Below are 12350 nucleotides of genomic sequence, written 5' to 3' on the forward strand. Positions count from 1 at the left end.
GGGTGGGGGTCCATCGGTGATAACCGCACCACCCCCTCCCTCAATCCCTCCCCTCAAGGGGGAGGGAAGCGACGACTGCGAGGCCGGAACTAGAAGGTAACCGCGCGCAGCCGGGCGTTGTGGATATGGGTTTCCATTGCCAGTTCTGCCTTGGCGCGGTCGCGTTTCAACAGTGCGTCGATGATCTCGAGATGATCGGCCAGCGCTGGGGCGAGCACCACCGGGTTCAGCCGGATGCGGTCGAGTTGGATCATGCGGACGCGGATGGCGTTGATCGAATAGGCCTGGATCAGCACCTCGTTACCGGTGGCGCCGATGAGGAAATCGTGGAAATCGGAATCGATCTTCTGCGCTTCATCGAGCAGAGCGCCGCTGATGCCGCCAGTGCTGGCGCGCTCGAGGATCGAGGCGTGCAGCGCCCGCTGCTGCTGCAGGGCGGCGTCGCTGACATGCTCGATGGCGTAGATGGTCGCCTCGCGCTCATAGGCGAGGCGCATCTGGTAGGATTCGCGGATCATCCTCAGATCGACGGTGGTGATCTGGATGCCGCGCTGCGGCAGCACGGCGAGGAGGCTCTCCGCCTCCAGCCGCGGCAGCAGTTCGCGCAGGGCGCCCAGCGAGATGCCGAGCTTCGACACCAGGTCGCGCTGCGACAGGTTCTGGCCGGGCTGGATCTGGCCGGCTAGCAGCAGGCGCTGGAAGCGCTGGTAAGCGGTCTGCCGGTTCAGCGTGTTGTCGGCGCCGGCCGTGCTCCGCTGGCGACGCACCGTGCGTCGGGCCGGGGCCGTCAGGACCTTGGTCGACATACGCGTTTCCCTCCTTCGCGCTCGCCTGAGCGTTAACTCAATCCTCTTCGCCTGGGAATTGGAATTGGCTCTGCCGGAAACTCTCGATCAGCGCGGTGACGCCGGTTGGCGAGAGCGGCAATAACGGCTCAAGCGGCCGCATCCAGGCGGCGTCGCCGCTGATCCGCGCCTTCACTGCCTTCAGCGCGATGATGCCGCCATGGTCGTCGACAGCGACGATGCGTTTTGCGGCGCGGTCGCGCAGGCCGGCCGACGCGGGGCCGCTGGGGTCGGCGAAGAACTGGCAGAGCTCGATGGCGTTGACGTTGGGCAGACCACCGATCATTCCGGCGCCGCCCGCCGCCAGCAGGTCGGGCAGCACGCGATCATCGCCGGTGAAGATCCTGAGGTTTGGAAAGGTTTTGGCCAGCATCAGCGTATGGGTGCAGTCGCCGGTCGAATCCTTGATGCCGACGATGCGCTTGCCATGCCGGGCAATGAGGTGCTCGACCAGCTCGACGCCGTAGCCGACCTTGGTCATGGCGGGGATGTGATAGAGCACCACATCGAGCGGGAAGCTGCCGCCGAAGCGGTTGGCAGCGGCCTCGAAAAAGGCGGCGATGCCATCCTGGCTGGCGGCGCCATAATAGAAGGGTGGGGCGATCAGGACCGCGCGGCAACCGAGATCGGCGGCGGCGGCGATGGTCGCTACCGCATCGTCGAGCGCGGCGCTCATCGAGGCCGGAATCAGCCGGTCCATCGCTACGCCTGCCTGCTGTAGCGCGGCCAGCGCCGCCCGCTTTTCCCGCACCGAGAACGAGGCGCCCTCGCCGGTCGAACCGAACGGCGAAACGTAGCTGCAGCCGGCGGCGAACAGCCAGTCGAAATGCGACTTCAGGCGCACAATGTCGATGCTTCCGGTGTCAGTGACAGGGGTCAAAGAGGCGGCGACGATGCCGCCGAGAGCCCTGGAATTGCTGGCTTCAGAGGCGGCTGCGAGTTCTTGTGTCACTGATACAATCACCAGATGGAGTAGTTGTTCAATCTATGTGTTTACACGAGCCGGATTCTGTTGCAAGGTCAATCCATCGGCGAGGGATTTGGACAGCGGGTTAACGCTGCCACCGAGCCGGTAGGACGTGCATGCTGGGAGGGCGCCGTTGGCCGAACTGCAACTTCAGAATGTCTCGAAGACCTACGGGACGTTCGAGGCGGTAAAGGATGTGTCGCTGGCCATCGAGGATGGCGAGTTCGCGGTGTTCGTCGGCCCGTCGGGCTGCGGCAAGTCGACGTTGTTGCGGCTCATTGCCGGGCTCGATCCGGTCAGCGCCGGCACGGTGGCGATCGGCGACAAGGACATGACGGCGCGGCAGGCGGGCGAACGGCCGGTGGCCATGGTGTTCCAGTCCTATGCGCTCTACCCGCATATGAGCGTGTTCGAGAACATCGCCTTTCCGTTGCAAATGGAGAGGCGCTCGAAGGCCGATATCCGCGAACAGGTGGCCAAGGCCGCGGCGACAGTGCAGCTGACGACGCGGCTGCAGGACAAGCCGAACAAGCTCTCGGGCGGGCAGCGGCAGCGCGTGGCGATTGCCCGCGCCATTGTGCGGAAGCCCGAAATTTTCCTGATGGATGAGCCGCTGTCGAACCTCGACGCGGCCTTGCGCATGGAGATGCGCTCCGAGCTGACGCAGCTGCATAAGCGGCTCGGCTCGACCATGGTCTATGTGACGCACGACCAGCTTGAAGCCATGACCATGGCCGACCGCATCGTGGTGCTGAACGCCGGCAAGGTCGAGCAGGTCGGCAAGCCGATGGATCTCTATCACCGGCCGGCCAACCTGTTCGTTGCCGGCTTTATCGGCAGTCCGCCGATGAACTTTCTGGCTGCCAAGGTGACAGGACTCGAAGGCGGTACCGTGCTGCTCGAGGTGCCCGGGGTCGGGCAGGTGGCGTTGCCGGGCGACGCCTCCGGCTTCACCGTCGGTGGCGACGCGACCATCGGCATCCGCCCCGAGGCGATCGCCACCGCGGCGCCGACAGAACCAGCGCTGAGCCTCAGCATCACGCCTCGCACGGTCGAGCGGCTGGGGCTCCACACCATCGTTTATGGCGAGCAGGGCGGCCGGACACTGACCGCCTTGTTCAATGGCGATCCGGTGATAGCAGCCGATGCGCCGCTCGGCGTCTACGTGCCGCTGCAGCAGATCCACCTCTTCGATGCCGCGGGCCAGGCCCGCGGGCACCGCGACTGACGCGTTTTCATCGCTCGCGACCTGGGGAGGAGGACCATGCCTCCGGCCGCGTGCTCAAAAGGGAGTAACGAGATGACCTTCAAATCCAACCGCCGGCAGTTCCTCTTTGGCGCCGCCGCCAGCAGCCTTGCCATCGCCGCCGCCAGCGGCATCGGCCAGGCCTTCGCGCAGGACCAGCAACTGGTGTTCTGGTCGCAGCTGGCCGGCAGCAAGAAAGCGGCGGGCGAAGCGCTCGAGGCGGCATTCAAGACGGCGCATCCGGAAATTGCGCTCAACTCGAGCCTGTTCGCCGAGCCGAGCCAGCTGAACGAAAAGATCCTCACTGCCATCAACGGCAATACCGCGCCGGACCTGTTCATCCAGCACTGGGACTACACCTTGACCTATTCGACCGGCGACAAGCTGGCCGACCTCAAGGCCGGGCTTGCCAATGTCGATTTCGCCGGCCTCGATGCCTCACTGCTCGCCTATGGCAATATCGGTGGCCAGCAGGTTTCGGTGCCGCTCTACGGCACGTCGCGCGGCCTCGGCATCAACCGCAAATACGTCACCGAAGCCGGGCTCGACGCGGACAAGGGCCCGCAGGATTGGGCCGAACTGCGCGAATGGGCCAAGGCGCTCACCAAGCGGCAGGACAATGGCCTGCTCGAGGTGGCCGGCCTCAGCATGTTCCACAACGATCTCGAGACCTGGGAGATCTTCACCCTCTTGCTGCAGGGCGCCGGTGGCACGCTGTTCAACGACGACCTGACGGCGCCAGCTTTCGGCGGGGCCGAAGGCCTCGCGGCGATCAACTTCATGTTCGAGTTGCTGCACACCGACAAGGTCACCGATCTCGGCTTTGGCCTCGGGCCAGGCGGTTCGGCGAGCCCGATCAACCAGGGGCGCGCGGCGATGATCATCGCCGGCAACTACTCGACCAATAATGCGCTGAAGGCCGGCATCGAGTTCGACGTGCTGCCGATCCCGATGGAGAAGGGCGGCTTCACCTCACTGGTGGACCCGTTCAGCTTCGCGGTGACCAAGGCGTCGCCGAACCAGGCGGCAGCGGTGAGCTTCATCGAGTTCGCCCTGTCGCAGGAGCAGCAGGTGGCGTTCGCGCTGGCCTCGAAGAACGTACCTGTGCTGAAGGCGGCGCAGCAGGACCCGACGGTGCAGGCCGATCCGTTCCTTGCGAAGTTCATCAAGACCGCCAGCTTCGCGCCGCCCAAGGCTGCTGCCATCCCGGCCTTCTCGCGCATGGTGACCATCATCGCCCGCGCCGTGCAGGAGACGCTGTTCAAGCGCGTCACCGCCGAGGAAGCGCTGAAGGCCGCCGAGGCCGAGGTCATCGCGGTTCTCGCCCGCTAAAGGACAGGTCATGGCGCTGCAATCGAGCACAGCTCTGGCCCGACGGCCACAAAGCTTCACGCAGAACTGGAGCGCCTACGCCTTCCTGACGCCTGCCCTGATCATCCTGTTCCTGTCGCTGCTGCTCCCGGCAGCAGCGACAGTGGTGATGAGCCTCACCGACATCTCGTTCCTCAGGCCGACCAACTTCGTCTGGTTCGACAACTATATCAAACTGGTGTCGGACAGCCGGTTTCGGCAGGCGGTGGGCAATACCGCCTATTACACCGTCGGGGTAACGCTGCCGACTATGGCGCTGGGGCTGCTGGCCGCCGTGGCGCTCAACGGCAAGCTCCGCGGCCGCATCGTCTTTCGCACCATTTTCTATCTGCCGGTGCTGACCTCGCTGATCGCCGCGGCGGTGGTGTGGATGTATGTCTACGAGCCCTATTCGGGCCCGATCAACGGCACCCTGACGCAGCTCGGGCTACCGCCACAGCCGTGGTTGCAGAGCCCCAACCTGGCGATGACCTCGCTGATCGTCATGGCGATCTGGCGTGATTTCGGCACTGCGATGATCATCTATCTGGCGGGCCTGCAGGATATCCCCAAGGATATCTACGAGGCGGCGCGGCTCGATGGGGCCAAGACCAAGGACATCTTCTTCCGCATCACCGTGCCGATGCTGAGCAACGTCACCTTCTACCTGATGATCATCCTGATCGTGCAGACCTTCCAGGTGTTCGGCGCGATCTATGTGATGACCAATGGCGGGCCGCTCGGCTCCACCGAAACCATCGTGTTCCAGATGTACCAGACCGCCTTCGGCTATACCGAGTTCGGCTATGCGGCGGCGATGTCCACCGTGCTGTTCCTCGCCATCCTGCTGTTCTCGATCATCGGCACCAAGATCATGCGCCGGGGTGAATCATGAGCGACATAGCGCAAGTGGCCGCTCCGGCGGCTCCCACCGTCTCGTTCCAGCAGCGCTGGTGGCCGCTGGCCGAGCGGGCGATCGGCTACGGGTTGCTGATCTTCGCCGCGCTGGCGACGATCACGCCGTTCCTGTGGATGGTGTCGACCTCGTTCAAGACCGATGCCGAGACCTTCCAGTTTCCGCCCAACTTCATCCCCAACAGCCTCGTCTGGCAGAACTATATCGACGCCATTGCCGGCCCGGATACCGGGCGGCAGCTGATCAACAGCCTGGTGTTCGCGCTCGGCTCGACCGTCTCCAACATGCTGTTCTGCGCGCTGGCCGGCTACGCGCTGGCGCGGATGCAGTTCAAGGGCAAGAACCTGATCTTCGCCCTGGTGGTTGGCCTGTTGATGGTGCCGGCGCAGAGCCAGATCGTGCCGGTATTTCTGATCGTGCAGCGCATCCCATTCGCCGGTGGCAATGACTGGCTGGGCAATGGCGGCACCGGGCTGCTCAACACCTATTGGGGGATGATCCTCCCCACCGCGGCGACGCCGTTCGGCATCTTCATGATGCGGCAGTTCTTCTCGCGCATCCCGATCGAGTACGAGGAATCGGCGCGGCTCGACGGCGCCAAGACCTTCACCATCTTCTGGCGCATCCTGCTGCCGCTGGCCCGCCCGGCCATGGCGGTGCTCGGCGTGCTGAGCTTCCAGAGCGCCTGGAATGATTTCATCTGGCCGCTGATCCTCACCTCGCAGCGCGAGATGGCGACGCTGCAGATCGGCCTGCAATTGCTGCAGAGCGGACCCGATGCGCGCTGGAACGTGGTGATGGCGATGGCGACGCTGATCACCCTGCCGGTGATCATCGTCTTCCTGTTCGCGCAGCGCTACGTCATCGACGGCGCAGTGACCAGCGGCGTCAAGGGCTGATGCTTCCCCACGATTATTGCGACCCGGCCTTCGCGGGCCCGACGGAGATTTGACCATGACCCAGCACCTCGAGATCTACCGCAAGGCGGGCGAGTTCGTTGCCTGGCCAGCCAATTACGGCATGTGGATCTGGGGCGACGAAGTGGTGGTGGTGTTCTCCCAGGGGTTCCGGGGAGAACAGGAAAGCCTGCATGCCCGCGACAAGACGCGGCCGTTCATCGGCCGGCAGGCGCGCAGCTTCGATGGCGGGCTGAGCTGGAGCGACGAACTGTTCACCGGCACCATCCCGGGCGGCACGTCGCTGTCGGGCGACGAGCACGTAGTCGAGGCGCTGCAGAGTCAGCCCAATATCGTGGTCGAACGCGACATCCCGGTGCTCGAGCAGCCGATCGATTTCACCGACCCCGAGACCATCGTGATGTGCGCCCGCACTGGGCTCGATGCGGGGTCGATCAGCTGGTTCTACGTGAGCCGCGACCGGGCGAGGAGCTGGCAGGGCCCGTATCGGCTCGGCGATTTCGGCCTGCCGGGGGTATCGGCGCGCACCGACATCGTGCCGCTCGGCCAGCATGACGCGCTGTTCCTCCTCACCGCGGTTAAAGCCAATGGCGACGAAGGCCAGGTCTTTGCCGCGCGGACCCGCGATGGCGGCCGGAGCTTTAGCTTCGAGAGCTTTGTTGGCGATGAGCCCGAGGGCTTTGCCATCATGCCGGCGTCGCTGCGGTTGCCTGGTGGCGACATTCTCACTTTCGTCCGCTGCGCGGCGCCACGCGGACCGGACCGCAGGGCCTGGATCGACCTCTATCGCTCGAGCGACGCGGGGAAGAGCTGGCGGCATGTCGGCACGCCGGTGCCGCGGGTCGGCCATAACAGCAATCCGCCGACCATCAACCGGCTGGCCGATGGGCGGCTGGTGCTGGTCTATGGCTATCGCGACGCCCCCTATGGCATGCGCGCCAGGGTCAGCAGCGACGACGGCGCGACCTGGAGCGACGATATCGTGTTGCGCGACGACGGCGGCGTGGCCGACCTCGGCTACCCGCGCACCGTGGTGCGGCCCGATGGCCAACTGCTGACCGCGTACTACTATAACTACGGCGCCGACACCGATCGGTTCATCGGGGCGACGTTGTTCTCGGTGTAGCGACAGCTTAGCCGGTGCGCTCCAACGACCATCGAGTACGCTGCACACCCCTCCCCATCCCGGCCATTCGAGCATAGCTCTCATGGCCTTCTCCCGTAAAATCGCTCCACTGGAGCGATTTTGCCTTCGGCCGACTCGAAGCCCGTGCAGGGGAGGGTGTCCGCCGGTGGCTTTGGCCTGACCGTGCCACAAGCTCGATGCCCACCTCCCCCTTGAGGGGGGAGCGAGCGCAGCTTGGGAGCATAGCGACCTAGCGTAGCTCGGAGGGGGTGCGCGGTCGGTCGGATACAACCCCAAGCACAATAATGACATCCGCCCGTCATTGTAATAAACTGCAATAATAAATGTTCATTCGCGTCGCACGAAGCGGCATCTAAGCTTTTGGATGAACAGTATATGTACGAAATCGCACAGTGATACTTGAGATCTGGAGGCTTTCGTGGCGACGAAGGACGGGAAGCTCTCACTCAATGCGCTGATTGCCATGGTCGTAGGATCGATGGTGGGCGCCGGGATATTCAATCTTCCCGGCCGCTTCGGCGCGGCCACCGGGCCGTTCGGCGCCATCATCGCCTGGGCCATTGCCGGCACCGGCATGTACATGCTGGCGCGGGTGTTCCAGACGCTGGCGGCGAAGCGGCCGGATATCGATTCCGGTGTGTTCGCCTACGCCAAGGCCGGCTTCGGCGACTATATGGGGTTCCTGTCGGCCTTCGGGTACTGGCTCGGCAGTTGCCTCGGCAACGTCTTCTACTGGGTGCTGATCGGCTCGACGCTCGGACGGTTCTTTCCCGAGATTTTCGGTGACGGCAGCTCGGTCATCGCCATCATCGTGTCGCTCTGCGGCATCTGGGCCTTCCACTTCCTGATCCTGCGCGGTGTGCAGCAGGCGGCCTTCATCAACACCATCGTCACCATCGCCAAGCTGGTGCCGCTGTTCGTGGCGCTGCTGATCATGATCCTCGTGTTCAACTACCAGCAGTTTGCCGAGAACTTCTTCGGTGGGGTCGGCATGCCGGAGAAGTCGCTGGTCAACCAGGTGCGCGACACCATGCTGATCACGGTGTTCGTGTTTCTCGGCATCGAGGGCGCCAGCGTCTACTCGCGCTTCGCCAAGAAGCGCGCCGATGTCGGCACGGCGACGATCCTCGGTTTTCTCGGCGTCACCGGACTGATGGTGGCGATTACGCTCCTGCCCTATGCCGCCATGCCGCAAGCGACGATGGCCGGGCTGCAACAGCCATCGCTGGCCGGGGTGCTGGAAGAGATCGTCGGGCATTGGGGCGCGGTGTTCATCTCGATCGGCGTGCTGATCTCGGTGCTCGGCGCTTACCTCGCCTGGTCGCTGATCTGCGCCGAGGTGCTGTTCGCGGCGGCGAAGTCGAAAGACATGCCAAAACTGTTCGCCGCCGAGAATGCCCAGGGCGTGCCGGCCAATGCCTTGTGGCTCACCAATATCGTGGTCTCGCTGTTCGTCATCTCGACCTATTTCTCCCAGGACGCCTTCAACTTCATGCTCGATATGACCAGCGTCACGGCGCTGCTGCCCTACCTCTTGGTAGCGGGGTATGGGGTGCTGATCGCGCGGCGCGGCGAGGGCTATGAGGCGACGCCCGGCGAGCGGACCGGCGACCAGATCGTCGCGTGGATCGCGGTGCTCTACACCCTGGTGATGTTCGTCGCGGCGGGGCTGCAATATGTGCTGCTGCTCGCCGTGCTGCTGGTGCCGGGCACCATCCTCTACTTCTGGGCCCGCCGCGAACAAAAGCTCCGCCTGTTCAGCCCCGCCGAGCTCATCGTCTTCGCCGTCGCCCTCATCGCCAGCCTTGCCGGCGCCTGGGGGCTGATCAGCGGCGCCATCGTCCCATGATTTTCTGGAGATCCCTGCCATGAGCACGGCAACTGCATTCGGAGTGCATTCGGAAGTTGGCCAGTTGCGCAAGGTGCTGGTGTGCGCGCCCGGGCGGGCGCACCAGCGGCTCACCCCGTCCAACTGCGACGACCTGCTGTTCGACGATGTGATGTGGGTCGATGTGGCCAAGCGCGATCACTTCGATTTCATGCAGAAGCTCAGGGATCGCGGCGTCGACGTGGTCGAGATGCACAGCGCACTGGCCGAGACCGTCGCCGTGCCCGAGGCCAAGACGTGGATCCTCGACAACCAGGTGGCCGCCAACCAGGTCGGCCCCGACCTCGTCGACGATGTCCGCTCCTATCTCGAAGGCCTCGACAATCGGCAATTGGCGGAAACGCTGATCGGCGGGCTTTCCACCGAGGAGTTTCCCGATAGCCATGGCGCCGGGCTGATGGAGCTGGTCCGCGATGCGGCGGGGGTCAACGAGTACCTGCTGCCGCCGCTGCCCAATACGCTCTATACCCGCGACACCACCTGCTGGATCTATGGCGGTGTAACGCTCAACCCGCTGTACTGGCCGGCGCGGCACGAGGAGACCATCCTCACCACCTCGATCTACAAGTTCCATCCGGACTTCGCCGGCAAGGTGAATGTCTGGTGGGGCGATCCGACCAGGGACTGGGGCATGGCGACGCTCGAGGGCGGCGACGTGATGCCGATCGGCAAGGGTAATGTGCTGATCGGGATGAGCGAGCGCACCTCGCGCCAGGGCATCGCGCAGCTGGCGCAGTCGCTGTTCGCTGAGGGCGCGGTGGAGCGCGTCATCATCGCTGCGATGCCGAAACTCCGCGCCGCGATGCATCTCGACACGGTGTTCACCTTCGCCGATCGCGACTGCGTGCTGCTCTACCCCGATATCGTCAACAAGATCGAATGCTTCTCCTACCGTCCGGACGGCAAGGGCGGCATCGTGCTCAGCAAGGACAAGGGGCTGGTCGAGACGGTCGCCGAGGCGCTGGGCTTGAAGCAACTGCGCGTCGTCGAGACCGGCGGCAACGCCTATATGCGCGAGCGCACCCAGTGGGATTCAGGCGCTAACCTCGTCTGCGTCTCGCCCGGCGTGGTCTTCGCCTATGACCGCAACACCTACACCAACACGCTGCTGCGCCGCGAAGGCATCGAGGTGATCACCATCTCGGGGTCCGAGCTCGGCCGCGGCCGGGGCGGCGGGCATTGCATGACCTGCCCGATCAGCCGCGACGCGGTGGATTACTAGAGCGGGAGTGCGTTTCGTCGAAACGCCCTCCCGCTCCAGATGTTTGTTTTTGTCGCGAGATCGAACCGGAAAAGTCTGCAACTTTTCCTGATCTCGCTGTAGCGAGGCCGAGATGGAAAGCATCACGCTCGAGCAGGCAGCCGAGGCGTATCGCGCAGCGATGCACCAGGCGGTGCGCAAATACGCACTGGTCTACATCGCCGAAGCGATCCTGCTGATCGTTGCCGGGCTGCTCGCCATGCTCTATCCGCTGCTGAGCGGCGCGGCGATTGCGGTGCCGCTCGGCTGGCTGCTGATCGCCACCGCGGCGCTGCAGGGTGTGGCGCTGTTCGGCACGCGGCAGATGCCACATTCGAGCATGCAGCTGTTGTCGATCGTCATCGCGCTGCTGGTCGGCATGCTGCTGCTGCGCAACCCCTCCCAGGCGCGCGAGGTGATCACGCTGCTGGTGATCGTCTTCCTGATGGTGCAGGGCGTGGCGCGGCTGACCTTCGGCTTCACCATCCGGCCGTTCGAAAACTGGCTATGGGTGGTGCTCAGCGGCGTCCTCGGGATTGCGCTGTCGCTGCTGCTGATCGCCAGCCTGCCGGAGCCGCCGGTCTGGGTGATCGCATTGTTCGTGGGGCTGGAATTGATTGGGGAAGGGGGCGCCATGCTGGCGCTCGCCTGGAAAGTCGTCGTGCCGCGGGGCGCTCAACCCGCACCGCCTTCACCCTGAACTGGAGATAGAGATGACCTCGAACTTCTGGGAATTCCTGTGGCTGATCGCCATCAGCTTCTTCCTTCTGTCCTACCTGATGGTGCTGGTGCGCATCGTCGTCGATGTGTTCCGCGACAATTCGATGGGCGGCTTCGCCAAGGCGCTTTGGATCATTGCGCTGTTGCTGGTGCCGCTGCTGACGGCGCTGGTCTACATCATCGCGCGCGGCCAGGGCATGGCGCAGCGGCAACTCGCCGATGAGCAGAAATTCAAGTCGCAGACCGACGCCTATATCCGCGGCGTGGCGCAGACAACGCCGGCCGATCAGATCGCCCGAGCCAAGACGCTGCTGCACGAGGGGGCGATCACGGAAGCCGAGTATGCCGAGATCAAGGCGGCGGCGCTGGCGCACTGACGGTGACCGAAACGACACCAGCGGCGGCGGACGCCTCTGCCCCGCCGCCGGCCGGCGAGAACGATCCGATCCAGGCGACACTCGCCGAGATGATCGCCAAGCTGCGCAGGGTGGCCGAAGAGCCGGATGCGCGGTTGACCTGCAACGGGCTGATCGAGCTGATCGGCATCCACTCGCATGCACTGGCGCTGCTGGTGTTCGCGCTGCTCAACCTGTTGCCCGGGCCGCCCGGCTACAATTTCGTCGTCTCGCTGGTGATCCTGGCGTTCGCCATCCTGATGCTGTTCCATCGGCCGATCCACCTGTGGCGGTGGTTCGGCGAGCGGCGGCTGCCGCTGAAGCCTTTGATGAAGCTGATGGATATTCTGGCGCGGATCGCCGAGGGGCTGACCCGGGTCTCCTCGCCGCGGCTGTTCGCGCTGTCGAGCCGGCCGGCGCTGCCACTGCTCGGGTTGTTCAACATCGGCATGGCGCTGGTGATGCTGCCGCCGATCCCGTTCTGCAACATGCTGCCATCGCTGGCGGTGGCAATGATCAGCGCCGGCATCCTCAACCGCGACGGGTTGCTGATCCTCGGTGGGGTGCTGGTGGGTGTGCTGGGGGTGATCGCAGTGGTGCTCGCCATCTTTGCGATCATCGCGGTGCTGTGGGCGATTGATACAGTGGTTTGAGGGGGGCGGGCAGGCTGGCGTGCTTGGCGCCCCTCACCCTAACCCTCTCCCCAGAGGGCGCAATTG

General features: G+C 64.5%; 12 protein-coding genes. 10 read left to right on the forward strand and 2 right to left on the reverse strand.

All coding sequences use genetic code 11. The annotated features are described in order from the left end of the window. Positions 1-89 precede the first annotated feature (89 nt). Together VW23_RS07330 and VW23_RS07335 are read right to left on the reverse strand one after the other, a co-directional pair. On the reverse strand, positions 90-806 hold the full coding sequence (locus VW23_RS07330) for a GntR family transcriptional regulator (protein ID WP_084645712.1): 717 nt from the start codon (positions 804-806) through the stop codon (positions 90-92). Positions 807-843: 37 nt separating this feature from the next. Next, on the reverse strand, positions 844-1797 hold the full coding sequence (locus VW23_RS07335) for a dihydrodipicolinate synthase family protein (RefSeq protein ID WP_069908927.1): 954 nt from the start codon (positions 1795-1797) through the stop codon (positions 844-846). Between the two features lie 148 nt (positions 1798-1945). Between VW23_RS07335 and VW23_RS07340 the strand changes: the two genes are divergently transcribed. From VW23_RS07340 to VW23_RS07385, 10 genes are all read left to right on the forward strand, one after another. Then, a complete protein-coding gene (locus VW23_RS07340) occupies positions 1946-3040 on the forward strand; it encodes an ABC transporter ATP-binding protein (protein WP_069908928.1) in 1095 nt (364 codons plus the stop codon). Positions 3041-3112: 72 nt separating this feature from the next. Next, positions 3113-4390, forward strand: a complete 1278-nt coding sequence (locus VW23_RS07345) for an extracellular solute-binding protein (protein ID WP_069908929.1) — start codon at positions 3113-3115, stop codon at positions 4388-4390. Between the two features lie 10 nt (positions 4391-4400). After that, positions 4401-5303 carry a carbohydrate ABC transporter permease gene (locus tag VW23_RS07350; protein ID WP_069908930.1) on the forward strand — a complete coding sequence of 301 codons (903 nt, stop codon included), beginning with the start codon at positions 4401-4403 and terminating at the stop codon, positions 5301-5303. Further along, the gene (locus tag VW23_RS07355; protein ID WP_069908931.1) at positions 5300-6223 is read left to right on the forward strand and encodes a carbohydrate ABC transporter permease; all 924 of its coding nucleotides are present in this window, start codon (positions 5300-5302) and stop codon (positions 6221-6223) included. Before VW23_RS07350 ends, VW23_RS07355 begins: the two co-directional genes overlap by 4 nt. A gap of 55 nt (positions 6224-6278) precedes the next feature. Continuing rightward, the gene (locus VW23_RS07360; protein ID WP_069908932.1) at positions 6279-7367 is read left to right on the forward strand and encodes an exo-alpha-sialidase; all 1089 of its coding nucleotides are present in this window, start codon (positions 6279-6281) and stop codon (positions 7365-7367) included. Positions 7368-7806: 439 nt separating this feature from the next. Beyond that, the gene (locus VW23_RS07365; protein WP_084645718.1) at positions 7807-9237 is read left to right on the forward strand and encodes a basic amino acid/polyamine antiporter; all 1431 of its coding nucleotides are present in this window, start codon (positions 7807-7809) and stop codon (positions 9235-9237) included. A gap of 19 nt (positions 9238-9256) precedes the next feature. Beyond that, a complete protein-coding gene (gene arcA / locus VW23_RS07370) occupies positions 9257-10498 on the forward strand; it encodes an arginine deiminase (RefSeq protein ID WP_069908933.1) in 1242 nt (413 codons plus the stop codon). Between the two features lie 112 nt (positions 10499-10610). Continuing rightward, the gene (locus VW23_RS07375) at positions 10611-11216 is read left to right on the forward strand and encodes an HdeD family acid-resistance protein (RefSeq protein WP_084645720.1); all 606 of its coding nucleotides are present in this window, start codon (positions 10611-10613) and stop codon (positions 11214-11216) included. A gap of 13 nt (positions 11217-11229) precedes the next feature. Then, entirely contained in the window at positions 11230-11613 is a 384-nt protein-coding gene (locus VW23_RS07380) for an SHOCT domain-containing protein (RefSeq protein WP_069908934.1), read from the forward strand. Positions 11614-11615: 2 nt separating this feature from the next. Further along, the gene (locus VW23_RS07385) at positions 11616-12284 is read left to right on the forward strand and encodes an exopolysaccharide biosynthesis protein (RefSeq protein WP_069908935.1); all 669 of its coding nucleotides are present in this window, start codon (positions 11616-11618) and stop codon (positions 12282-12284) included. Positions 12285-12350 lie beyond the last annotated feature (66 nt).

The sequence above is a fragment of the Devosia insulae DS-56 genome, from assembly GCF_000970465.2.
GTDB classification, from domain to species: domain Bacteria; phylum Pseudomonadota; class Alphaproteobacteria; order Rhizobiales; family Devosiaceae; genus Devosia_A; species Devosia_A insulae.